Source organism: Citrobacter sp. C6_1, assembly GCF_014596835.2.
In the GTDB taxonomy this organism is placed as follows: domain Bacteria; phylum Pseudomonadota; class Gammaproteobacteria; order Enterobacterales; family Enterobacteriaceae; genus Citrobacter; species Citrobacter pasteurii.
Map to the genome: position 1 here is coordinate 1,451,316 of NZ_CP115031.1, position 23,043 is coordinate 1,474,358.

The window sequence follows — 23,043 nt, forward strand, 5'->3', positions numbered from 1 at the left end:
ACTCGCAGGCAGACTCCAGCTTCAACATTATCCTCTTGATAATGCGTAAGCGTTTAACGTTATCCAACGCACCTTAATCCTGATAGTCAGGTAGAGGGGGCGTGGACATTCCTCGCCTTACTCTGCATTTTGGAGTAACGCATGACAGTTGTAACCCAACAAGAAAAAACATCTTCGGCGAATTTTTCGCTGTTTCGTATCGCTTTTGCGGTTTTCCTGACCTATATGACGGTCGGTTTACCTCTGCCCGTCATTCCTCTGTTTGTGCATCAGGAGCTGGGCTATGGCAACACCATGGTCGGTATCGCCGTAGGCGTACAGTTTCTGGCAACGGTATTAACGCGCGGCTACGCCGGGCGCTTAGCCGATCAATATGGTGCTAAACGTTCGGCGCTACAGGGGATGTTTGCCTGTGCGCTGGCGGGCGCGGCGTGGCTGTTAGCCGCGCTATTGCCCGTTTCCGTTCCGGTGAAGTTTGCGTTGTTGATTGTCGGGCGTTTGATCCTTGGTTTTGGCGAAAGCCAGTTGCTCACCGGAACGCTGACCTGGGGGCTGGGGCTGGTTGGGCCAACGCGTTCCGGTAAGGTTATGTCGTGGAACGGAATGGCGATTTACGGCGCGCTGGCCGCGGGGGCGCCGCTGGGGCTTCTGATCCACAGCCACTTTGGCTTTGCGGCGCTGGCAGGAACCACGATGGTATTACCGCTGCTGGCATGGGCATTCAATGGCACCGTGCGCAAAGTGCCTGCACATGCAGGAGAACGCCCTTCGTTATGGAGTGTGGTAGGGCTTATCTGGAAACCGGGTCTGGGCCTGGCGCTGCAGGGCGTGGGCTTTGCGGTAATCGGTACCTTTATTTCGCTCTATTTTGTCAGCAACGGCTGGACGATGGCGGGTTTCACTCTGACCGCATTTGGCGGGGCATTTGTGCTGATGCGCATTCTGTTTGGCTGGATGCCGGACAGGTTTGGCGGTGTGAAGGTTGCTGTTGTTTCGTTGCTGGTTGAAACCGCGGGTCTGATTTTGCTGTGGCAGGCTCCCTCTGCCTGGATTGCGTTGCTGGGAGCGGCATTAACCGGGGCCGGGTGTTCGCTGATCTTCCCGGCGCTGGGCGTGGAGGTGGTGAAGCGAGTGCCTGCCCAGGTTCGTGGTACGGCGCTAGGCGGTTACGCCGCATTTCAGGATATCTCCTACGGCATAAGCGGCCCTGTCGCCGGGGTTCTGGCCACTGCATACGGTTACTCCTCGGTATTCCTTGCCGGGGCGATTTCCGCGGTGGTGGGCATTTTCGTGACGCTGCTGACTCTGCGGAAAGGTTAAGCAAGCAACCAGAACAGGGCTAATGCGATCAGCAAGGCGACAAACATCAGCCCCGGTCGTGCCGACAGTGTTTTTACCGTTTCAATCACCGGTGCGAACGGGCTGAAAATGGGTTGAAGATGACGCGGATCGTTTAATTCCTGCTCCCGGTCACGTTCCACGCGGCGCAGGAAGATTTGATTCAGCAAGTCCTGCACTTGTACCGCTGTCAGGATCGTTTGTGGCTGGATCTGGTACGTTTGCTGCGCATACTCTTTTATGACCGTTAGCTCATTTGGCTCCAGCGGCTGTTTTAGCGCCGCCTGCAACGTTTGCAGCGTCGGCGCATTTTGCTGACTGAGGGTCTGACGCGCCTGCAGCCATGTCACCAGATGCGTAAACTGTTTGGCGGGGATCAGCTCGCCGCTTTTTACACCAGACAGCTCCAGCATCGACTGCCAGATCATCTTGCCGGATTCTCCGGTAGCCGCCGCCAGTTTAGTCACCAACTGGTTCAGCGTATTGTGCTCTGCAGGTAATAGCGGACGGTCGGTGGCCGGCCGTTGCTGCGGTTGCGGTATCGAAAGCTGCCCCTGCTGCAACAGCGTGAGCACGTTCTTCAACTGCTCTGGCGTGAGCTGGCTGAGCGCCGTTTGCCCAAACTGCTGACGGATAAAATCACTCACCGCCTGGCGGTTATTTCCCTGACTCAGTAATTCCGTGAGCTGTGACAGCACCTGACGATTGGCATGATTTTGCTGAGCAACCTCCAGTCGCTGGTTCAGGTTTTGCTCCGCGGCAGGAAAGTGACGTGACTGCAATGGCGTATCACTTTTGACGCCCAGATCGTGCTTCATTCCGGCCCACACCTCAGCGCTTTGCTGTTGGGTAAGCGAAATCAAACGGGTAATCAGTCGTTCCAGTACGGTACGTTGTTGCGTGGATAACGGTTGTTCACCCGCAGCGGAAGGGGCATTTTGGCCTTCGCCGGGAGGGCGGGCGGGCGTACCTGAAATGGGCTGCATCATCTCTGTTCCTTAAATCTGTGCTAACCAGGTCTCGCAGTATGCCTGGCGGCGAGATTATGGCACACTTGCCCGGTTAACTCTCGTTCTCAAACAGGTGCGAAAGACGTGAAAATCCTCGTTGATGAAAATATGCCCTATGCCCGCGAACTGTTCAGTCGTTTGGGGGAGGTCAAAGCGGTTCCCGGTCGCCCGATTCCCGTCACAGAACTGGATGATGCGGATGCTCTAATGGTGCGTTCGGTGACGAAAGTAAACGCATCGCTACTCAGTGGAAAACCGGTAAAGTTTGTTGGTACGGCAACGGCAGGCACTGATCATGTGGATGATGCCTGGCTTGCGCAGTCAGGCATTGGTTTTTCTGCTGCTCCCGGCTGCAATGCGATTGCGGTAGTGGAATATGTCTTCTCTGCGCTGCTGATGCTGGCTGAGCGCGACGGTTTTACCTTACGTGACCGTACGGTCGGTATTGTTGGCGTAGGTAATGTGGGGGGGCGTTTACAGGCGCGCCTGGAAGCATTAGGGATCCGCACCTTGCTGTGCGATCCGCCGCGTGCCGATCGCGGTGACGAGGGCGATTTCCGCGCGCTGGAGGATCTGGTTGAGCAAGCAGACGTGTTGACCTTCCACACGCCGTTGTTTAAAGACGGATCCTACAAAACGTTGCACCTGGCCGATGAGGCGCTGATTAGCCGCCTGAAACCGGGCACCATTCTGATTAATGCCTGCCGCGGGCCGGTCGTGGATAATACGGCATTGCTGAACCGATTGAATGCCGGGCAGCCGCTGAGCGTTGTGCTGGATGTCTGGGAAGGAGAGCCGGATCTCAACGTGGCGTTGCTGAAGAAAGCCGATATTGGCACGGCGCACATTGCCGGGTATACCCTGGAAGGGAAAGCGCGTGGCACCACGCAGGTCTTTGAGGCCTATAGTAAGTTTATTGGTCACGAGCAGCACGTTGCGCTCAGTACCCTGTTGCCCGCGCCGGAATTTGGTCGTATCACCCTGCATGGCCCGTTAGATCAGCCAACACTGAAAAGGCTGGTTCATTTAGTGTATGATGTGCGCCGCGATGATGCGCCGCTGCGCAAAGTTGCTGGAATTCCGGGTGAATTTGATAAACTGCGCAAGAATTATCTTGAACGTCGCGAATGGTCGTCTTTATACGTAATGTGTGACGATGCTGCTGCCGCAGCCCTGCTGTGTAAGCTGGGTTTTAACGCCGTTCATCATCCGGCACATTAATGTCTTCTTAATGCTCCCTGTCGAATAATACGACAGGGACGCTTATGTATTTCTGGAGTAAATCACCATGTCTGAAGGCTGGAATATTGCCATTCTGGGCGCAACGGGCGCCGTAGGCGAAGCCCTGCTCGATACGCTGGCTGAACGCCAGTTCCCGGTCGGTGAAATCTATGCGCTGGCACGCAATGAAAGCGCCGGTGAACACCTGCGTTTTAACGGTAAATCGGTCATTGTCCAGGATGTTGCTGACTTTGACTGGACCCAGGCTCAACTGGCATTTTTTGTCGCGGGCGTTGAAGCCACTGCCGCATGGGCGGAAGAAGCAACCAATGCCGGTTGTCTGGTGATTGACAGCAGTGGTCTGTTTGCGCTCGAGCCTGACGTTCCGCTGGTCGTCCCGGACGTTAACCCATTTGTACTGGCGGATTACCGCAATCGTAACGTTATCGCGGTGCCAAACAGCCTGACCAGTCAACTGCTTTCCGCGCTGAAACCGCTGATCGATGACGGTGGCCTCTCACGTATTACGGTAACCAACATTATCTCGGCTTCCGCTCACGGTAAAAAAGCCGTAGACGCACTGGCCGGACAGAGTGCGAAATTGCTTAATGGCATGCCGATTGACGAGGATGACTTCTTTGGCCGCCAACTGGCGTTCAATATGCTACCGCTGTTGCCCGATCGCGAAGGCAGTGTGCGCGAAGAACGTCGTATCGTCGATGAAGTCCGTAAAATTATGCAGGATGATGGCCTGTTAATTTCAGCCAGCATCGTGCAGTCACCGGTATTCTACGGTCATGCACAGATGGTGAATTTTGAAGCCCTGCGTCCGTTGGCGGCGGAAGAAGCACGTGACGCGTTTTCACGCGGTGAAGATGTGGTGTTGTCAGAAGAGACCGATTTCCCGACTCAGGTTGGCGATGCGTCAGGCTCTCCGCACCTTTCCATTGGCTGCGTGCATAACGATTACGGCATGCCGGAGCAGGTTCAGTTCTGGTCAGTGGCAGACAACGTACGCTTTGGCGGGGCATTGATGGCGGTGAAAATTGCGGAAAAACTGGTGCAGGAGTACCTGTACTAATGTCTGACCTGCAACAGCCGTCAACCCATAAAATTGCGCTGGGCATCGAGTACGACGGCAGCAAATATTATGGCTGGCAGCGCCAGAACGAAGTGCGTAGTGTTCAGGAAAAACTGGAAAAAGCGCTCTCTCAGGTGGCGAATGAACGCATTAATGTCTTTTGTGCGGGACGCACGGATGCGGGCGTTCATGGCACAGGGCAGGTTGTGCACTTTGAAACGACTGCCCAGCGTAAAGATGCGGCCTGGACATTGGGGGTAAATGCGAATTTACCTGGTGACATCGCCGTACGTTGGGTGAAAGCTGTACCCGATGATTTTCACGCCCGATTCAGCGCCACGGCTCGCCGTTATCGCTACATCATCTACAATCATCGGTTGCGCCCTGCGGTTTTAGGTAAAGGGGTAACCCATTACTATGAGCCGCTGGACGCTGAGCGTATGCATCGTGCGGCCCAGTGTCTGATTGGCGAAAATGATTTTACCTCGTTTCGGGCGGTGCAGTGTCAGTCGCGCACACCGTGGCGTAACGTGATGCACATTAACGTCGAACGTTTCGGTGCGTATGTGGTGGTGGATATTAAAGCGAATGCCTTTGTACATCATATGGTCAGGAATATTGTCGGCAGCCTGATGGAAGTAGGCACCCACAACCAGCCGGAGAGCTGGATAGCAGAACTGTTAGCGGCGAAGGACAGAACGCTGGCAGCGGCAACGGCGAAAGCGGAAGGACTGTATCTGGTTGCAGTAGATTACCCGGATCGGTTCGACCTGCCAAAACCGCCAATGGGCCCGCTATTTCTGGCGGACTAATTTGAGTCGTATAAAGGCAAAATTATGGATCTGATTTACTTCCTCATCGATTTTATCCTGCACATTGATGTGCACCTGGCGGAGCTGGTCGCGGAATACGGTATCTGGGTATACGCTATTCTGTTTTTGATTCTGTTCTGTGAAACGGGACTGGTGGTCACGCCGTTCCTGCCAGGAGATTCGCTGCTGTTTGTTGCTGGTGCGCTTTCTGCGCTGCCAACGAACGATCTTAATGTCCATCTGATGGTGGCGTTAATGATAGTGGCGGCGATTGTGGGCGATGCGGTGAATTACACCATCGGGCGATTGTTTGGCGAGAAGCTGTTCAGCAACCCCAATTCCAAAATCTTTCGCCGCAGCTATCTGGATAAAACCCATGCGTTCTATGAGCGTCATGGCGGTAAAACCATTATTCTTGCGCGTTTCGTGCCTATCGTGCGTACATTTGCGCCGTTTGTTGCCGGGATGGGACACATGTCCTACCGTCATTTTGCGATGTATAACGTCGTCGGCGCTCTGCTGTGGGTATTGTTATTCACCTACGCAGGCTACCTGTTCGGCGATCTGCCGATCGTTCAGGAAAACCTGAAATTATTGATTGTGGCGATTATCATTCTTTCCGTATTGCCGGGAGTGATTGAAGTGATTCGCCATAAGCGTGCTGCGTCACGGGCTGCAAAATAGAAAGTAACTCAGCGGTTCGACCACTTTTTTATCCAAAGTTTCGGGCTGTTATGTTTTAATGTGCAACATTCATGGTCTGTTAGGGGCAAAAATGGCATTATGCGCCCCTTATAACAAAGCTGACTAGGGTTCAGGCAGAAAGGTCACCAATGAGCTGGATTGAACGAATTAAAAGCAACATTACTCCCACCCGCAAGGCAAGCATTCCTGAAGGGGTGTGGACCAAGTGTGATAGCTGCGGTCAGGTTTTATACCGTGCTGAGCTGGAACGTAATCTTGAGGTCTGTCCGAAGTGTGACCATCACATGCGCATGTCGGCGCGTAATCGCCTGCATAGCCTGTTAGATGAAGGTTCTCTTGTGGAACTGGGTAGCGAGCTTGAGCCGAAAGATGTGCTGAAGTTTCGTGATTCCAAAAAATACAAAGACAGACTGGCCTCTGCGCAGAAAGAAACCGGCGAGAAAGATGCGCTGGTGGTAATGAAAGGCACACTGCATGGTATGCCGGTCGTTGCTGCGGCATTCGAGTTCGCGTTTATGGGCGGCTCCATGGGCTCTGTGGTCGGCGCGCGTTTTGTCCGTGCCGTTGAACAGGCGCTGGAAGATAACTGTCCGCTGATCTGCTTCTCCGCTTCTGGCGGAGCGCGTATGCAGGAAGCGTTGATGTCTCTGATGCAGATGGCGAAAACCTCTGCCGCGCTGGCGAAAATGCAGGAACGCGGTTTACCGTATATTTCTGTACTGACTGACCCAACGATGGGCGGTGTTTCCGCAAGCTTCGCGATGCTGGGCGATCTCAACATTGCCGAACCGAAAGCACTGATTGGCTTTGCGGGGCCGCGTGTGATCGAGCAGACCGTACGTGAGAAACTGCCGCCGGGATTCCAGCGCAGCGAGTTCCTGATTGAAAAAGGCGCTATCGATATGATCGTCCGCCGTCCGGAAATGCGTCTGAAACTGGCAAGCGTTCTGGCGAAGCTGATGAATCTTCCTGCGCCGAATCCGGATGAGCCGCGTGAAGGCGAGGTGGTGCCTCCGGCAGCTGATCAGGAATCAGAGGTCTGATAGTTTACTCTATGGATTTCGGGTTGCAGGCCAGTGGCAAGAGAATTCATCCCGATGAGTTTACGCTGCTAATTGATTCGGGTGAGCGAGCGCAGCCAACACACCTGCAACTTGAATGATGACGAGTACAAAAGGGCAGGCCGGTTGGCGCTGCCTTTTTGCTTTTCTCAACATAACGAATCTACAGGCAACATGGACAATAAACGTATTCCCCAAGCCACGTCGCCCCTGGCCTCGTGGCTTTCTTATCTGGAAAACCTGCACAGTAAAACCATTGATTTAGGTCTTGAACGCGTGAGTCTGGTGGCGCAAAAACTGGGCGTATTAAAACCTGCGCCGTTTGTTTTCACCGTCGCGGGAACCAACGGAAAAGGCACGACCTGCCGTACGCTGGAATCTGTGTTGACCGCAGCAGGATATAAAGTCGGTGTATACAGTTCTCCCCATCTGGTGCGCTACACGGAACGTGTCCGCGTGCAGGGGGGGGAGTTGCCGGAATCTGCGCATACCGCCTCATTTGCTGAGATTGAAGCGGCGCGTGGTGATATTTCCCTGACCTACTTTGAATACGGCACGCTGTCAGCATTATGGCTGTTTAAACAGGCGCAGCTTGATGTGGTGATTCTGGAAGTGGGACTGGGCGGGCGTCTTGACGCCACCAATATCGTCGATGCCGATGTCGCGGTGGTCACCAGCATTGCGCTGGATCATACTGACTGGCTGGGCCCGGATCGCGAAAGCATTGGTCGTGAGAAAGCAGGGATCTTCCGTGCAGAAAAACCAGCTATCGTCGGCGAACCGGAGATGCCTTACACCATTGCCGATGTGGCACAAGAGACCGGGGCGATTTTGCAGCGCTGTGGCGTGGACTGGCGCTATGCGGTTACCGACAGTGACTGGTCCTTTACGGACGGTGAAGGTACGCTGACGCATCTGCCGTTGCCGCAGGTTCCCCAACCTAACGCCGCTACCGCACTGGCCGCACTGCGCGCAAGCGGGCTGAATGTCAGCGAGCAGGCCATTCGTGACGGCATCGAACACGCGATTTTACCGGGGCGCTTCCAGATTGTGAGCGAGTCGCCGCGCGTTATTTTCGATGTTGCCCATAACCCGCATGCGGCGGAGTATCTGACCGGACGTCTGAAAAAGTTAGTGAAAAGCGGGCGTGTACTTGCGGTTATCGGTATGCTACATGATAAAGATATTGCCGGTACGTTAGCCTGGTTAAAAAGCGTGGTTGACCTCTGGTACTGTGCGCCCCTGGAGGGGCCGCGTGGCGCAACGGCAGAACAATTGCTGGAGCACCTGGGCAAAGGTGACGCCTACGACAGCGTGGCGCAGGCATGGTCTGCGGCACTGGCTGAGGCGAAGCCTGAAGATACCGTGTTGGTGTGTGGATCGTTTCACACTGTCGCACATGTCATGGAAGTAATAGACGTGGGGAGAAGCGGTGGCGAGTAAGTTTCAGAATCGATTAGTCGGCACAATTGTGCTGGTCGCGCTGGGGGTGATTGTGCTCCCCGGGCTGCTTGACGGGCAGAAAAAGCATTATCAGGATGAGTTTGCGGCGATCCCTCTGGTGCCGAAACCCGGCGATCGCGATGAACCAGACATGATGCCTGCGGCAACGCAGGCGCTGCCGACCCAGCCGCCGGAAGGGGCGGCAGAAGAGGTTCGTGCGGGAGATGCTGCCGCGCCTTCGTTGGATCCGTCACGTTTGACGACGGCAAACAGCGCGGAGATAGATCCTGTTCCAGCGCCTGTAGAGCAGCCGAAGCCCAAACCGAAGCCGCAGCCTGTTGCCGTTGCTCCGACGCCAGCGCCTGCACCGGCTCCAGCACCGAAACCGGTCGTCGAAGACGCGCCGGCACCAACCGGGAAAGCCTACGTTGTGCAGCTTGGTGCGTTGAAAAATGCGGATAAGGTCAATGAGATCGTCGGTAAGTTACGTGGTGCGGGCTTCCGGGTATATACTTCCCCGTCAACGCCGGTACAGGGTAAAATAACCCGCATTCTCGTTGGGCCTGATGCGTCCAGAGATAAGCTGAAAAACTCGCTGGGAGAACTGCAAAAAATCTCCGGTCTGAGTGGGGTTGTGATGGGATATACCCCTAATTAAAGGGGGGGCTCATGTAGGCCGGATACGGTAAACACCGCTGTCCGGCAGTGTCCGAAGAGGCATAAAACCGTATGGCGTTGAAGATTTTTTCAGCGCCATTTTTATTTACGCGTGGAAAGGAAATCCCTACGCAAACGTTTTCTTTTTCTGTTAGAATGCGCCCCGAACAGGACGACAGGGCGTAAAATCGTGGGACACTTATGGTCTGGATTGATTACGCCATTATCGCGGTGATTGGTTTTTCCTGTCTGGTTAGCCTGATCCGTGGCTTTGTACGTGAAGCATTATCGTTGGTGACTTGGGGTTGTGCTTTCTTTGTCGCCAGCCATTACTACACTTACCTGTCTGTCTGGTTTACGGGCTTTGAAGACGAACTGGTTCGGAATGGGATTGCTATCGCGATACTGTTTATCGCGACACTTATCGTCGGCGCTATCGTTAACTTCGTGATAGGCCAGCTGGTGGAGAAAACAGGCCTGTCGGGTACTGACAGGGTGTTGGGGATCTGCTTCGGTGCCCTGAGAGGGGCGCTGATCGTCGCCGCCATACTGTTCTTTCTCGATACGTTTACCGGTCTGTCGAAAAGTGAAGACTGGAGTAAGTCGCAGCTGATCCCGCAGTTCAGTTTCATCATCAGATGGTTCTTTGACTATCTGCAAAGCTCGTCAAGTTTCTTGCCCAAAGTATAAACTTTGGGTTGTTGCTGAACGAGGAAAAGACGTATGTGCGGTATTGTCGGTATCGCCGGTGTTATGCCGGTAAACCAGTCGATTTATGACGCGTTAACGGTGCTCCAGCATCGTGGCCAGGATGCCGCTGGCATCATCACCATTGATGCCAACAACTGCTTCCGCTTGCGTAAAGCGAACGGAATGGTGAGCGACATTTTTGAAGCGCGCCACATGCAGCGTTTGCAGGGCAACATGGGCATTGGTCATGTGCGTTACCCAACGGCTGGCAGCTCCAGCGCCTCTGAGGCCCAACCTTTCTACGTCAACTCACCGTATGGCATCACGCTTGCCCACAACGGCAACCTGACCAACGCGCATGAGCTGCGTAAAAAGCTGTTCGAAGAAAAGCGCCGCCACATCAATACCACTTCAGATTCTGAAATTCTGCTGAATATTTTCGCCAGCGAGCTGGATAATTTCCGCCACTATCCGCTGGAAGCCGACAATATTTTTGCCGCTATTGCCGCAACCAACCGCCAGATCCGCGGCGCCTATGCCTGCGTGGCGATGATTATCGGTCACGGTATGGTTGCCTTCCGCGACCCTAACGGCATCCGCCCGCTGGTGCTGGGTAAACGTGATATTGGCGATGGTCGTACCGAATACATGGTGGCCTCTGAGAGCGTAGCGCTGGATACGCTGGGCTTTGAATTCCTGCGCGACGTTGCCCCTGGCGAAGCGGTTTATATCACCGAAAAAGGTCAGTTGTTTACCCGCCAGTGTGCCGATAACCCGGTCAGCAATCCGTGCCTGTTTGAATACGTTTACTTCGCACGTCCTGACTCCTTTATCGACAAGATTTCCGTCTATAGCGCCCGTGTAAACATGGGTACCAAGCTTGGCGAAAAAATTGCTCGTGAGTGGGAAGATCTGGACATCGACGTGGTGATCCCGATTCCGGAAACCTCCTGTGATATCGCGCTGGAAATTGCCCGTATTCTCGGTAAGCCGTACCGTCAGGGTTTTGTGAAAAACCGCTACGTGGGCCGTACCTTTATCATGCCAGGCCAGCAGCTGCGCCGTAAATCCGTGCGCCGCAAGCTGAACGCCAACCGTGCGGAATTTCGTGATAAAAACGTGCTGCTGGTGGATGATTCTATCGTGCGCGGTACCACCTCAGAACAGATTATCGAGATGGCGCGTGAAGCCGGAGCGAAGAAGGTGTATCTGGCCTCTGCTGCCCCGGAAATTCGCTTCCCGAACGTTTATGGTATCGATATGCCTACGGCGACGGAACTGATTGCTCATGGTCGCGAAGTGGACGAGATTCGCCAGATAATTGGCGCAGATGGTCTTATCTTCCAGGATCTGAACGATCTGATTGAAGCCGTCCGCGCTGAGAACCCGGATATTCAGCAGTTTGAATGTTCAGTGTTTAACGGCGTATACGTCACTAAAGACGTCGACCAGCAGTATCTCGATTTCCTCGACTCCCTGCGTAATGACGACGCCAAAGCGATTTTGCGCCAGAACGAAGCGGAAAACCTTGAGATGCACAACGAAGGTTAATGATATCGCCAGCGGCAAAATGTCGCTGGCTTTCATCAGTCACTAACCACGCCGAAGCGAATGGCGTATTTCTGTACCTTGTATTGCAGCGTCGTTCGGGAAATATTGAGACTGCGTGCCGCAGCGGCAATATTTCCCTGACAGGTATTTAGTGCCGTTTCAATCAGGCTTTTTTCGAACCTGGCTACCTGCACGTCGAGGGATCCATCTCCCTCCGACTCCGCGCTTACTGGGCGGCTGACAACGGTTGGGATATCCGTAACGCCTAAGCTTAATTCCTCCTCTTCGAAGACAATCTTTTTTAGCATTCCGTCGTTTTCCTGCATAATCATGCTGCGCACGATGGCATTTTCCAGCATCCTGACATTGCCGGGCCAGGTATGATGAAGCAAGGCAATGCGTGCGGCTTCGCTCAATCCATGAATATCTTGCGGCACATCATTACGGTATTTATCGATGAAATAATTAGCCAGTAGCGCAATATCTTCCGGACGTTTGCGTAAAGGCGGAAGGGTGAGCATGCCCACATTCAGACGATAAAACAGATCTGCGCGTAGTTTACCTGTTTGGATCAGCCGTGCGGGCGTTTCATTCATTGCTGCAACGATACGTACATCAGAATGGATCTGCTGTTGACCGCCCAGCCGCCAGAACGTTTTATCCTGGAGAAAACGCAGGAGCTTACTTTGCATCTCAATGGGCATCGCGTTTAGTTCATCCAGAAAGAGCGTTCCTCCGTTGGCCAGTTCCAGATACCCCTGACTATTTTCTGCTCCGGTGTACGCACCGCGGACAGTACCGAAAAGTGTACTTTCAATGAGTGTCGGCGGGAGTGCGCCACAGTTCAGGGCAATGAAAGGCTTATCAGCGCGTTTACTGCATTGATGAATGAGGCGAGAAAAAAGCTCTTTACCGGTTCCTGTTTCTCCAACGATGGTCACGGGAATATTGCTGGCTGCCAGGCGTTTTGCCTTCGCAATGTTGTGCAGCATTTCCGCATTCTCAGTGATGATAGCGTGGTGTTTTTCATGGCGATCGGCATAGAGTAGATGGTTAAGTTCAACAACCTGCTCCTGCAGTCGCCTGACGCCGGACATATTTCTGCCAATCTCAATCACGCCAATCATGCTGCCATCGCTTGACCAGAGTGGGGCGGTGGTATGTTGATAATCCACCGCCTGGCCGCGTGCGTTATAGTAAATCTGGTAGTGACCGATATACTCCACGCCCTTTTTCAATGATGAAAGCATGGTGCTTTGCGTCTCTTTCATGCTCGGATAGACATCCAGCATATGTTTTCCCAATGCCTGCTCAATGCTGTATCCATCCAGATCCGCGCTTTCCTGGTTGTAGTAGACATACTCGCCACGTTCATTGATCACCGCCAGGGGTTGATGGATGAGGTCGAAGAAGCGGGAGAACATTTTAAGTGCCGCAGCCAGCTCTTCGTTGGTTGAAGCCATAGCCAGATTCCTTCTTTTCCTGTTTTTCGCTGCATCATTATAAATATGACGAATTTTCGTCGTTGTGATGAATAACTCGCTAAATGACAAAAAATATAATTCGCGATTATTTATAACTAGTTGATTTTTAATCAATAAAAACATGGCATGCCTGTTGCTATATATCCATTAAAAGAATGTGGACTCTTACAATGAAAATAAGCAGAGGATGTTATGACTGATTCGATTATTCAAAACTACAACCGGGTACGTGAGCAGGTGATAGAGAACGATCGCCGTTTCCAACAAAAAGAGGGGCACTTGTGTTTTGATGGCGTGGATCTGGATGCGTTAGCACGCAAGTATCCAACCCCGTTTTATGTGTTCTCTGAGTCAGAGATCATTCGTAATATCAACGAAATCCAGCAGGCGTTCGCTGCCCACCAAAACACCAAAACCTTTTTTGCTTCTAAAACCTGTTCAGTAATGGGCGTTCTTCAGGCCATTCGTGACGCAGGAATTTGTGCAGAGGCAAATTCACAGTACGAAGTGCGTAAATGTCTGGAAATTGGCTTTCGTGGCGATCAGATCGTTTTTAACGGCGTAGTGAAAAAACCTGCAGATCTGGAATATGCCATTGCCAACGATCTGTACCTGATCAACGTTGACAGCCTGTATGAACTGGATCATATCGACGCGATCTCCCGTAAATTGAAGAAAGTCGCCAATGTCTGTGTTCGCGTGGAACCAAACGTTCCTTCTGCGACGCACGCAGAGCTGGTGACGGCCTTTCACGCTAAATCGGGACTGGATCTGGAGCAAGCGGAAGAAACCTGTCGGCGGATCCTGGAAATGCCTTATGTTCATCTGCGCGGATTGCACATGCATGTGGGTGACCAGGTGCCGGAATCGGAACCTTTTGCCAAAGCGACCAAAGTACTGGTGGATGAATCCCGGCGTCTGGAAGAGGTTCTGGGCATTAAATTTGATCTCATCAATGTAGGCGGCGGTATTCCAGTACCCTACAAATATGACGAAGAGAATGGCGATCCGCTGAAAGACAACATGTATGCCGGGATAACGGCGCAGGACTTTGCTGATGCGGTTATTCGTGAAGTTCATAAATGGCGTACGGATGTGGAGATCTGCATTGAGCCTGGGCGTAAAGTGACCGGCTCGGCTGCTGTCCTGTTAACCGAAGTTGCCTGTGAAAAACGTAAAACAAACTACGACCTGAACGGCAATGTCGAATGCCATGTTGAATGGAAATTTGTTGATGCCGGATACAGCGTGCTGTCAGACAGCCAGCATTTTGACTGGTTCTTCTACGTCTACAACGCCTCCAGAATGACTGATTCGCACGATGCGTGGATCAAACTCGCCGGACCACTGTGTGATGGCGGCGATTACTTCCATATGGGGGTGAAGGGGGAAGAATTCCTGATGCCGCAGAACACGCAAATCGGCGATATCGTCGCGTTTCTGGATGCAGGCGCTTATACCATCGAAAGCCAAACCGTCTATAACAACCGCCCACGCTCAGCTGTTGTGATGATAGACAAAGAGGGTAAAGACCGCTTAATCCGTCGGGAAGACAGTTACGAAGACATGGTCAAGTACGACATTTATTAAATCTCATTTGTGGACTCCGGCATCGGCTGGAGTCCGTGAGTCAGGTGATTCGAAGAGGGCAGTGATGCCCCTGAGTGCATAACAGGAGATGGCCATGAGTAACAATAGTTCTGGCTTACTTGGCATCAAAGACATTGTCTTTATGAATGTCATTGCCATTCTGAGTTTGCGGCAAATACCCAATGTCGCGCCCTACGGCGCTTCAGCAATGTTGCTGTGGGTGATAGCTGCATTCTGTCTGTTCTTTCCGCTGGCGATGGTGTGCGGCGAGCTGTCGACCGGATGGCCGAAAGATGGTGGGATATTCGTCTGGATTAAAGAGGCGTTTGGGAAACGTATCGCGTGGATAGTGGTGGTGTGCTTCCTCTTTTCCTGCGTGTTGTTTTTCCCCTTGATGCTGCAGTTCGGTTTTACGGCGTTGGGTTACATGATAGGCGGGGGCCTCGCGGAGAATAAAGCCTTTATTGGTATTGGTTCGGCGGTGATTTTTTGGTTGCTGACGCTAATGAATATTCGCGGCATGGAGTGGACCAAAATTATTAACAGCGTCAGCGCCTGGTGCGGCGTGTTCATTCCATCCGCCATTTTGATTATCCTGGCTATTGTGTGGTTGGCGACCGGGCATGAGATGCAAACCGATTATGCGACGGCGGCGAACTGGGTTCCCGATCTGAGCCATTGGGATACTATCGTCTTTCTGTCGAGCATGATGTTTGCTTTCGCCGGGCTGGAAGTCGCGCCGATGATTGCCGGACGTACGCGCAATCCGCAACGTGATTTCCCGCGCGCGATGGCGGTTTCTGCAGCCGTTATTGTTGGGATTTATATGGTCGGTACCTGGGCGCTGAACACCCTGTTGCCTGCGGGAAAAACCGATATTGTGGCGGGCGTGATGCAGGCCATGCATGCCGCGGCGGATACGTTACATATGCCCTGGCTGATCCCGGTAATGGCAATCTGTATGTTTTTTGGCGCGTTAGGTCAGATCAATTCCTGGCTGGTAGGTCCTATCTACATGCTTCAGGAAGCCTCACGTGAGGATAATCTGTTAGGGGATAAAATTGCCCGGTTGCATCCGGTCTGGAAAACGCCAGCCTTTGCGCTGATCGTGCAGGCAATAATCGTCACGGTACTGTGTTTCTCAACCTTTATTTCCCCGAGTGTCGCCGCGGCGTACTGGATGTTGACTGCCCTGACGACCATCACCTATTTCATTCCTTATCTGGTGATGTTCCCGGCATTCTGGCGTTTGCGTCAGACGCAACCGGATACGCCAAGAAGCTTCAAAATCCCAGGGAAAATCTTACCTGCCGTACTGCCTGCACTTGGATTTATCTCCATCGCTTTTGCTGTCGCGCTGCTGTTTATCCCGCCTTCACAAATTGATATGGGAGGCTATTTCCAGTACGCCGGCAAGATCGTCGGTGGCGCGTTGCTGGCCGTTATCGTTGCTGAATGTATCTATCACCGGGCCCAGAAACGTAATGCTCGTCTGAGCGTGGCAGGAGGGAAATAAAATGTATATGCCAATCCTGGAAATCAATTTACGCAAGCTGGAAGAAAATGCACGAACGGAAAAAGCGCTGTTAGCCAGCAGTGGGATTGAGGTCATGGCTGTCAATAAAGTTTTTGATGGTTGTGTTGAAACCGCACAGGCGGTATTTGATGGCGGCATTAAGGTGATTGCAGAATCGCGGACCTATAACCTGAAAAAAATCCGTGAAATCGGCTGTACAACCTGTCTGCTCCGCAGTCCTTGTCTGAGTGAGATTGAAGATGTTATCCGCTATGCCGATATCAGTCTGAACAGCGAACCCATCATTTTGCAGGCATTATCGCAGGAAGCCCAACGCCAGGGGAAAACGCATCAGGTATTGCTGATGGTTGATATGGGGGATTTACGCGAAGGTATCTGGTTCACCGAGTATTCACACATTCTCAGCACCATCCGACTCATTCAGGAATTGCCTTGCCTGGAACTGTATGGTCTGGGAACCAACTTCAACTGCTATGGCACCGTCCTGCCGACGGTGAAAAATGGTGAAGATTTTCTGGCACTGGCCGCACGAGTCGAGCAGGACAGCGGTGTGGCAGTTCGCCGACTCTCTGCCGGTAATTGCACCAGCTACCATTTACTGGATAAAGGCATTTGGCCTAAGGGGTTAAACCACCTGCGGATCGGGGGGCTACATGAGTTCGGCATTGAATATGTCGAGATGAAGTATCTGAACGAATTTCATCACTCTGCAAAGCCGGTGGAAAAAGCCTGTTCCGATATGTATGTCCTTGAGGCAGAGATTATTGAGCTGAACAGCAAGCCGACAATACCCGTTGGAGAGCTTGGTGTAGACGCCTTCCTGCAAACAAAAACCTTTGTTGATCATGGTACTCGCAAGCGGGCGTTGTTGGCGTTTGGTCGACAGGACGTCCCTTCCGATAACTGCGTGCCCTGCGACGACAATATCACCATCCTGGGACAGACCAGCGATCATACGCTGGTGGATATTGAAGCATGCGAGCAGCCGCTGAAAGTCGGGGATGTCATCCGCTTTGAACTCGACTACACAGGGCTTCTGATGGCCTGTCAGACGAAGGGCGTTGCCACGCGGTTTATTCGTTAAGCCACTGCCGCCACAGTGATGCGTCTGTGGCGGCGTCTCTGACCCTTTCTGAGACAGGGAGTGACCATGAGTACCCTGCAAGCGCAATCCCCCGCCGAACCCGAAAATGGGCTACGACGAAACCTTAAAAAGCGCCATTTGCTGATGATGTCGCTCGGCGGGACCATTGGCACGGGTTTGTTTATCGGCATTGCCGAACCGCTGAATAGTGTTGGGCCAGCGGGAACATTGCTGGCTTATTTGTTTGCTGGCGCGATTATGCTGGCTACCATGATGTGCCTTGGCGAACTGTCCTGCGCATTTCCCCACTCGGGCTCTTTTCAACATTATGCGTTGATGTTCCTGCCCAATCCCATCTGGAGCTATACCATTGGCTGGCTGTATTGGCTGAGTTGGGTGTTTTCCCTGGCGGCGGATCTGACTGCCGCGGGCTTCATTGCCCATCAATTTTTCCCCGTTATTCCCGTCCACTTCTTCTGCCTTATCATTCTTGTCGTGCTAATGCTTATCAATCTCTGTTCGGCGAAAAGTTTCGGCGAATGTGAATACTGGTTATCTGCGATAAAGGTTTTCGCGATAGTGCTTTTTATCGCGGCGGGCGGGGTAATGATCTTCTCGCTGTCAGGAGACACGAGCTGGCATCCAACGTTAAAAAGTGCAGGGTTGTGGTTTCCTCACGGATGGGAGCAAATTCTGGTTTGTATGACAATCGTCATCTATTCGTTCCAGGGCGTTGAGCTGGTTGGCAATGCGGCAGGCGAAACGGAGTCGCCACACATCGTCTTACCCAGGGTGATTCTGGGTATCGGTCTGCGTATTATTCTGTTTTACGGTCTGGCGATTGCCGTTCTGGCGCTGGTTTATCCGCAGGGAAAGATACCTGATGGAACGAGCCCCTTCGTGTGGGTATTCTCACGTGTCGGTATGCCTGGCGCAGATTTACTGATGACGCTAGTCATCTTCTCTGCTGCTGTGTCAGCAGCGAATTCCGCAATCTATGCCAGTTCACGCATGCTATGGTCAATGTCTGGCGACCGTTTCGCTCCTCGTTTTTTCGCCAGGACTAACGCCAGCGGCGTGCCTGTTTACGCTATTCTGATAACGGTGATTCTGGCTCTGGTATCGATGCTGACCCGATATATTCCTGCACAGAAATTCTATATTTTGTTGATTGCCAGTACCGGGCAGGTGGGCTGTCTGGCATGGATAACCATTGGCTGGTGTCAGTATCGGTTTCGCAAGGCTGTGAATGACGGGAAGTATTCCCCTGATTTACTGCGCTATCGTTCACTGTTTTTTCCCTGGATAGCCAGGTTTGTTATCGTCACTAACGTTGCCATTATGGTGGGAACCTGGTTCAGTGAAAAAGGGGGCGTGATTATGCTGGTAGAACTGGCCTTTATGGTTTGTATTCTGATTTCATGGTTTGTGCTCAAACCTGCTTTGCGGACTGAAGAGGTGGGTGATTCCAGGTTGTCTGTGGTAAAGAAATACGGCACAGTTAGCCCATCAAGTGATGGAAAGATAAAATGAAACGACTCATTGTAGGGATTAGCGGCGCAAGCGGGGCAATTTACGGCGTGCGCCTGCTGCAGGTTTTGCGTGACGTTACCGATGTGGAAACCCATCTGGTGATGAGTGCCGCGGCCCGGCAGACGCTGGCGCTGGAAACGGATCTCTCCGTGCGCGATGTGCAGGCGCTGGCGAATGTGACACACGATACGCGTGATATTGCCGCCAGTATTTCATCTGGCTCTTTCCAGACGGCGGGAATGGTTATCCTGCCATGCTCAATTAAAACGCTTTCAGGTATTGTTCACAGCTACACCGATGGGTTGCTTACCCGTGCGGCAGATGTGGTGTTGAAAGAACGCCGCCCGCTGGTGCTGTGCGTGCGCGAAACGCCGCTGCATCTCGGACACTTGCGTCTGATGACGCAGGCGGCAGAAATTGGCGCGGTGATTATGCCACCCGTTCCCGCCTTCTATCATCGGCCACAGACGCTTGATGATGTGATTAATCAAACGGTTAATCGCGTACTTGACCAGTTTGATATCACCCTTCCGCAGGATCTGTTCACTCGCTGGCAGGGCGCATAAGTCGTTCCATCAACGTGCAAATAAACATTCGTTGCCCTGTTTCAGGGCAATTTTGTAACCGCGATCATATCCTCAACATTTAATTCGTTAAAACGCAACGAAACGCTGCGGTTCAACCGTCAGACCTGCTATCTTCAAAATCAGGACAATATTGCAACGTTTTATTAACATATTTAACGTCGAATATCCTCATCGATGCGAAAATGGCATAAGACCTGCATGAAAAAGTCTGCAAACACACAACACAACGTAAAACATAATAAAATTACGCCACTTGAGGGTTATGTATGAAGAAGACGGTTCTTGCTTTGTCTTTGCTGGTAGGACTCTGTGCCACCGCGGCCAGCTACGCAGCACTTCCGCAGACAGTTCGTATCGGTACGGACACCACGTACGCACCTTTTTCCTCTAAAGATGCCAAAGGCGATTTTGTCGGTTTTGATATCGATCTGGGAAATGAGATGTGTAAGCGCATGCAGATCAAATGTACCTGGGTTGCCAGCGACTTTGATGCGCTGATCCCGTCGCTGAAAGCGAAAAAAATTGATGCCATTATCTCCTCGCTTTCTATCACCGAGAAGCGTCAGCAAGAGATTGCGTTCTCAGACAAACTTTACGCAGCAGACTCACGTCTGATCGCGGCGAAAGGCTCCCCAATTCAACCGACCCTGGATTCACTCAAGGGTAAACATGTTGGCGTACTGCAAGGTTCGACGCAGGAAGCCTATGCCAATGACAACTGGCGTAGCAAAGGCGTGGATGTGGTGGCTTATGCGAACCAGGATCTGATCTATTCTGACCTGACGGCGGGCCGTCTGGATGCGGCATTGCAGGATGAAGTCGCGGCCAGCGAAGGCTTCCTGAAGCAGCCTGCCGGTAAGGACTACGACTTTGCAGGTCCTTCGGTAAAAGATAAAAAATACTTTGGCGACGGAACCGGGATTGGCTTACGCAAAGACGATGTCGAGCTGAAAGCGGCGTTTGATAAAGCGTTGGGCGAACTGCGTAAAGATGGCACCTACGACAAAATGGCGAGTAAGTATTTTAACTTCAATGTCTACGGCGATTAATACGTCGCAGCGGGGAATTGACTGCACCATAGGGGTTAACCATTACGGTGCATAATGATTTCAGTGCACTGTTTTGGTGCTTTTATCGTGGCTTTAATAGGTATGATTGCATACTTAAGCGCTTTTCATGCAAATAAATACCGCCGACAGGGTAGAATGCTTTGCCTTGTCGGCCTGATTAATGGCACGATAACTGCACCTGGTCCTGTAAAGATCCCCTATAAAAGACAGTCTGTTGAGGATAGTTATGAAAAAACTGGTGTTGTCTCTTTCTCTGGTTCTGGCTTTCTCCAGTGCTACCGCAGCATTTGCAGCCATCCCGCAAAAAATTCGTATCGGTACCGATCCTACTTATGCGCCGTTCGAATCGAAAAATGCGCAGGGTGAATTGGTCGGTTTTGATATCGATCTGGCTAAAGAACTCTGCAAACGCATCAATACACAATGTACCTTCGTGGAAAACCCGTTGGATGCGCTGATCCCTTCGTTAAAAGCGAAGAAGATCGATGCCATCATGTCGTCGCTTTCCATTACTGAAAAACGTCAGCAAGAGATTGCCTTTACCGACAAGCTTTATGCAGCCGACTCTCGTCTGGTGGTTGCTAAAGATTCCGCTATTCAGCCGACCATTGAGTCTCTGAAAGGTAAACGTGTCGGTGTGCTACAGGGCACGACTCAGGAAACGTTCGGCAACGAACATTGGGCGCCAAAAGGCATTGAAATCGTCTCTTATCAGGGGCAAGACAATATCTATTCTGACCTGACTGCCGGGCGTATTGACGCCGCATTCCAGGATGAAGTCGCGGCCAGCGAAGGCTTCCTGAAGCAGCCAGTAGGTAAAGATTACAAATTCGGCGGCCCGTCAGTTAAAGACGAGAAACTGTTTGGCGTCGGTACCGGTATGGGGCTGCGCAAGGACGATAACGAACTGCGTGAAGCACTGAATAAAGCATTTGCAGAGATGCGTGCTGACGGTACTTACGAGAAGCTGGCGAAAAAGTATTTCGATTTTGATGTTTACGGCGGTTAATCACCGCAGGTGCTGATAAAGCCCGTAGATTTTTGACGCGTTGAATTTATGCTTGATGGCGCTGCGCTTATCAGGCCTACGGTGATTTTGTAGGCCGGATAAGGCAAAGCCGCCATCCGGCATTTAACGGTTAGTCTGAAATCAAAAGAGGCTTATTACTCCACCACACACGACAGGACAGGCAGCATGTTGTATGGCTTTTCAGGTGTTATTTTACAGGGCGCGATTGTTACGCTGGAGCTGGCTCTCAGCTCGGTAGTGCTGGCGGTCCTGATAGGCCTTGTCGGCGCGGCAGCGAAGCTTTCGCAAAACCGGGCAATGGAGCTTATTTTCGAAGGGTACACCACGCTGATCCGCGGGGTTCCCGATCTGGTCTTAATGCTGCTCATCTTCTACGGGTTACAAATCGCGCTGAATACCATTACCGATGCAATCGGTATCGGCCAGATTGATATCGATCCGATGGTCGCAGGGATTATTACGCTTGGATTTATCTACGGGGCCTATTTTACCGAAACGTTCCGTGGTGCGTTTATGGCGGTACCGAAAGGTCATATTGAGGCCGCGACGGCATTTGGCTTTACCAGCTCACAAATATTTCGTCGCATTATGTTTCCGGCAATGATGCGTTTTGCCTTGCCGGGGATTGGCAATAACTGGCAGGTGATTCTGAAGGCCACGGCGCTGGTGTCGTTGCTCGGACTTGAAGACGTAGTGAAAGCCACTCAGCTTGCCGGGAAGAGTACCTGGGAGCCGTTCTATTTTGCCGTGGTGTGCGGGGTCATCTATCTGGTGTTTACCACTGTGTCTAATGGTGTGCTGCTGTACCTTGAGCGCCGCTACTCCGTGGGTGTGAAGAGGGCTGACCTGTGATTGAGATTATTCAGGAGTACTGGAAGTCCCTGCTGTGGACCGACGGCTATCGCTACACCGGCGTGGCGATCACATTGTGGTTGCTGATTTCGTCGGTGGTGATGGGCGGGATACTGGCGCTGTTTTTGGCGATTGGTCGCGTTTCCAATAATAAATTTATCCAGTTTCCCATCTGGCTGTTTACCTATATTTTTCGTGGCACGCCGCTGTACGTTCAACTGCTGGTGTTTTATTCCGGGATGTATACGCTGGAGATCGTGAAAGGAACCGATTTCCTCAACGCGTTTTTCCGCAGCGGGCTGAATTGTACCGTGCTGGCATTGACGCTGAATACCTGCGCCTATACCACGGAGATTTTCGCCGGGGCTATTCGTTCCGTACCCCATGGTGAGATTGAAGCCGCGCGGGCTTACGGTTTCTCGTCGTTTAAACTGTATCGATGCATTATTTTACCTTCCGCGCTGCGTATTGCGCTGCCGGCATACAGCAATGAAGTGATTTTAATGCTGCACTCCACGGCGCTGGCATTTACCGCCACGGTGCCTGATTTGTTGAAGATCGCCCGCGATATCAACTCGGCAACGTATCAGCCGTTTACCGCCTTCGGTATTGCCGCTGTTCTGTATTTGATTATTTCGTATGTCCTGATTAGCCTGTTCCGTAAAGCGGAAAAACGCTGGTTGCAGCATGTATCCTCTAAATGATTC

General features: G+C 52.2%; 21 protein-coding genes. 19 read left to right on the forward strand and 2 right to left on the reverse strand.

Translation table 11 applies throughout. From position 1 onward, the window contains the following. Positions 1 to 141: 141 nt before the first annotated feature. Positions 142 to 1,320, forward strand: a complete 1,179-nt coding sequence (locus IB196_RS07030; protein ID WP_149691452.1) for an MFS transporter — start codon at positions 142 to 144, stop codon at positions 1,318 to 1,320. On the opposite strand, the gene flk is transcribed toward IB196_RS07030, so the two are convergent. Further along, positions 1,317 to 2,324 carry a flagella biosynthesis regulator Flk gene (gene flk, locus IB196_RS07035; RefSeq protein ID WP_040231473.1) on the reverse strand — a complete coding sequence of 336 codons (1,008 nt, stop codon included), beginning with the start codon at positions 2,322 to 2,324 and terminating at the stop codon, positions 1,317 to 1,319. The genes IB196_RS07030 and flk overlap by 4 nt on opposite strands. A gap of 108 nt (positions 2,325 to 2,432) precedes the next feature. Here flk and pdxB point away from each other — a divergent pair, with 108 nt between their 5' ends. The 9 genes from pdxB to purF all read left to right on the forward strand — a co-directional run bounded on the left by pdxB (position 2,433) and on the right by purF (position 11,569). Further along, the gene (gene pdxB, locus IB196_RS07040) at positions 2,433 to 3,569 is read left to right on the forward strand and encodes a 4-phosphoerythronate dehydrogenase PdxB (protein WP_149691453.1); all 1,137 of its coding nucleotides are present in this window, start codon (positions 2,433 to 2,435) and stop codon (positions 3,567 to 3,569) included. A 67-nt stretch (positions 3,570 to 3,636) separates the two neighbouring features. Continuing rightward, positions 3,637 to 4,650, forward strand: a complete 1,014-nt coding sequence (locus tag IB196_RS07045; RefSeq protein WP_188232033.1) for an aspartate-semialdehyde dehydrogenase — start codon at positions 3,637 to 3,639, stop codon at positions 4,648 to 4,650. Continuing rightward, entirely contained in the window at positions 4,650 to 5,462 is an 813-nt protein-coding gene (gene truA / locus IB196_RS07050) for a tRNA pseudouridine(38-40) synthase TruA (RefSeq protein WP_005129692.1), read from the forward strand. The genes IB196_RS07045 and truA overlap by 1 nt, the downstream gene beginning before the upstream one ends. A 24-nt stretch (positions 5,463 to 5,486) precedes the next feature. Next, positions 5,487 to 6,146, forward strand: coding sequence for a DedA family protein (locus IB196_RS07055; RefSeq protein WP_040231369.1), 660 nt, complete (start codon positions 5,487 to 5,489; stop codon positions 6,144 to 6,146). A 149-nt stretch (positions 6,147 to 6,295) separates the two neighbouring features. Beyond that, on the forward strand, positions 6,296 to 7,210 hold the full coding sequence (gene accD / locus IB196_RS07060; RefSeq protein WP_005129681.1) for an acetyl-CoA carboxylase, carboxyltransferase subunit beta: 915 nt from the start codon (positions 6,296 to 6,298) through the stop codon (positions 7,208 to 7,210). Positions 7,211 to 7,402: 192 nt separating this feature from the next. After that, positions 7,403 to 8,671 (forward strand): bifunctional tetrahydrofolate synthase/dihydrofolate synthase, encoded by a 1,269-nt coding sequence (folC, locus tag IB196_RS07065; protein WP_188232034.1) that lies wholly within the window; start codon positions 7,403 to 7,405, stop codon positions 8,669 to 8,671. Continuing rightward, a complete protein-coding gene (gene dedD, locus IB196_RS07070; protein ID WP_188232035.1) occupies positions 8,661 to 9,329 on the forward strand; it encodes a cell division protein DedD in 669 nt (222 codons plus the stop codon). The genes folC and dedD overlap by 11 nt, the downstream gene beginning before the upstream one ends. Before the next feature lie 200 nt (positions 9,330 to 9,529). Continuing rightward, positions 9,530 to 10,018 (forward strand): colicin V production protein, encoded by a 489-nt coding sequence (gene cvpA, locus IB196_RS07075; protein ID WP_005129678.1) that lies wholly within the window; start codon positions 9,530 to 9,532, stop codon positions 10,016 to 10,018. Between the two features lie 33 nt (positions 10,019 to 10,051). Then, positions 10,052 to 11,569, forward strand: coding sequence for an amidophosphoribosyltransferase (gene purF, locus IB196_RS07080; RefSeq protein WP_005129677.1), 1,518 nt, complete (start codon positions 10,052 to 10,054; stop codon positions 11,567 to 11,569). Between the two features lie 35 nt (positions 11,570 to 11,604). Here purF and IB196_RS07085 read toward each other — a convergent pair whose 3' ends face one another. After that, the gene (locus tag IB196_RS07085) at positions 11,605 to 13,032 is read right to left on the reverse strand and encodes a sigma-54-dependent Fis family transcriptional regulator (protein ID WP_005129674.1); all 1,428 of its coding nucleotides are present in this window, start codon (positions 13,030 to 13,032) and stop codon (positions 11,605 to 11,607) included. Between the two features lie 213 nt (positions 13,033 to 13,245). On the opposite strand from IB196_RS07085, the gene IB196_RS07090 reads away from it, so the two are divergent. The 9 genes from IB196_RS07090 to hisM all read left to right on the forward strand — a co-directional run bounded on the left by IB196_RS07090 (position 13,246) and on the right by hisM (position 23,040). Beyond that, entirely contained in the window at positions 13,246 to 14,643 is a 1,398-nt protein-coding gene (locus tag IB196_RS07090) for an alanine racemase (protein ID WP_005129673.1), read from the forward strand. Between the two features lie 94 nt (positions 14,644 to 14,737). Beyond that, a complete protein-coding gene (locus IB196_RS07095) occupies positions 14,738 to 16,159 on the forward strand; it encodes an APC family permease (protein WP_040231362.1) in 1,422 nt (473 codons plus the stop codon). 1 nt (position 16,160) lies between these two features. After that, positions 16,161 to 17,264 carry an alanine/ornithine racemase family PLP-dependent enzyme gene (locus IB196_RS07100; RefSeq protein ID WP_005120206.1) on the forward strand — a complete coding sequence of 368 codons (1,104 nt, stop codon included), beginning with the start codon at positions 16,161 to 16,163 and terminating at the stop codon, positions 17,262 to 17,264. A 66-nt stretch (positions 17,265 to 17,330) separates the two neighbouring features. Beyond that, the gene (locus IB196_RS07105) at positions 17,331 to 18,797 is read left to right on the forward strand and encodes an amino acid permease (protein ID WP_188232036.1); all 1,467 of its coding nucleotides are present in this window, start codon (positions 17,331 to 17,333) and stop codon (positions 18,795 to 18,797) included. After that, positions 18,794 to 19,363 (forward strand): UbiX family flavin prenyltransferase, encoded by a 570-nt coding sequence (locus tag IB196_RS07110; RefSeq protein ID WP_005120208.1) that lies wholly within the window; start codon positions 18,794 to 18,796, stop codon positions 19,361 to 19,363. The genes IB196_RS07105 and IB196_RS07110 overlap by 4 nt, the downstream gene beginning before the upstream one ends. A gap of 287 nt (positions 19,364 to 19,650) precedes the next feature. Further along, the gene (gene argT, locus IB196_RS07115) at positions 19,651 to 20,433 is read left to right on the forward strand and encodes a lysine/arginine/ornithine ABC transporter substrate-binding protein ArgT (RefSeq protein WP_040231361.1); all 783 of its coding nucleotides are present in this window, start codon (positions 19,651 to 19,653) and stop codon (positions 20,431 to 20,433) included. A gap of 247 nt (positions 20,434 to 20,680) precedes the next feature. Beyond that, the gene (gene hisJ, locus IB196_RS07120) at positions 20,681 to 21,463 is read left to right on the forward strand and encodes a histidine ABC transporter substrate-binding protein HisJ (RefSeq protein ID WP_003028120.1); all 783 of its coding nucleotides are present in this window, start codon (positions 20,681 to 20,683) and stop codon (positions 21,461 to 21,463) included. 186 nt (positions 21,464 to 21,649) lie between these two features. After that, positions 21,650 to 22,336: a histidine ABC transporter permease HisQ gene (locus tag IB196_RS07125; RefSeq protein ID WP_005120213.1), complete on the forward strand. Its 687-nt coding sequence runs from the start codon at positions 21,650 to 21,652 to the stop codon at positions 22,334 to 22,336. Continuing rightward, positions 22,333 to 23,040: a histidine ABC transporter permease HisM gene (gene hisM, locus IB196_RS07130; RefSeq protein ID WP_005129513.1), complete on the forward strand. Its 708-nt coding sequence runs from the start codon at positions 22,333 to 22,335 to the stop codon at positions 23,038 to 23,040. The genes IB196_RS07125 and hisM overlap by 4 nt, the downstream gene beginning before the upstream one ends. The last annotated feature ends 3 nt before the right edge of the window (positions 23,041 to 23,043 follow it).

What these genes read in the sequence shown, in the direction of transcription:
- IB196_RS07030 (WP_149691452.1), top strand. Translation starts at nt 142, where the DNA reads ATGACAGTTGTAACCCAACAAGAAAAAACATCTTCGGCGAATTTTTCG.
- flk (WP_040231473.1), bottom strand. Translation starts at nt 2,324, where the DNA reads ATGCAGCCCATTTCAGGTACGCCCGCCCGCCCTCCCGGCGAAGGCCAA.
- IB196_RS07045 (WP_188232033.1), top strand. Translation starts at nt 3,637, where the DNA reads ATGTCTGAAGGCTGGAATATTGCCATTCTGGGCGCAACGGGCGCCGTA.
- truA (WP_005129692.1), top strand. Translation starts at nt 4,650, where the DNA reads ATGTCTGACCTGCAACAGCCGTCAACCCATAAAATTGCGCTGGGCATC.
- IB196_RS07055 (WP_040231369.1), top strand. Translation starts at nt 5,487, where the DNA reads ATGGATCTGATTTACTTCCTCATCGATTTTATCCTGCACATTGATGTG.
- accD (WP_005129681.1), top strand. Translation starts at nt 6,296, where the DNA reads ATGAGCTGGATTGAACGAATTAAAAGCAACATTACTCCCACCCGCAAG.
- folC (WP_188232034.1), top strand. Translation starts at nt 7,403, where the DNA reads ATGGACAATAAACGTATTCCCCAAGCCACGTCGCCCCTGGCCTCGTGG.
- cvpA (WP_005129678.1), top strand. Translation starts at nt 9,530, where the DNA reads ATGGTCTGGATTGATTACGCCATTATCGCGGTGATTGGTTTTTCCTGT.
- purF (WP_005129677.1), top strand. Translation starts at nt 10,052, where the DNA reads ATGTGCGGTATTGTCGGTATCGCCGGTGTTATGCCGGTAAACCAGTCG.
- IB196_RS07085 (WP_005129674.1), bottom strand. Translation starts at nt 13,032, where the DNA reads ATGGCTTCAACCAACGAAGAGCTGGCTGCGGCACTTAAAATGTTCTCC.
- IB196_RS07090 (WP_005129673.1), top strand. Translation starts at nt 13,246, where the DNA reads ATGACTGATTCGATTATTCAAAACTACAACCGGGTACGTGAGCAGGTG.
- IB196_RS07095 (WP_040231362.1), top strand. Translation starts at nt 14,738, where the DNA reads ATGAGTAACAATAGTTCTGGCTTACTTGGCATCAAAGACATTGTCTTT.
- IB196_RS07100 (WP_005120206.1), top strand. Translation starts at nt 16,161, where the DNA reads ATGTATATGCCAATCCTGGAAATCAATTTACGCAAGCTGGAAGAAAAT.
- IB196_RS07105 (WP_188232036.1), top strand. Translation starts at nt 17,331, where the DNA reads ATGAGTACCCTGCAAGCGCAATCCCCCGCCGAACCCGAAAATGGGCTA.
- IB196_RS07110 (WP_005120208.1), top strand. Translation starts at nt 18,794, where the DNA reads ATGAAACGACTCATTGTAGGGATTAGCGGCGCAAGCGGGGCAATTTAC.
- argT (WP_040231361.1), top strand. Translation starts at nt 19,651, where the DNA reads ATGAAGAAGACGGTTCTTGCTTTGTCTTTGCTGGTAGGACTCTGTGCC.
- hisJ (WP_003028120.1), top strand. Translation starts at nt 20,681, where the DNA reads ATGAAAAAACTGGTGTTGTCTCTTTCTCTGGTTCTGGCTTTCTCCAGT.
- IB196_RS07125 (WP_005120213.1), top strand. Translation starts at nt 21,650, where the DNA reads ATGTTGTATGGCTTTTCAGGTGTTATTTTACAGGGCGCGATTGTTACG.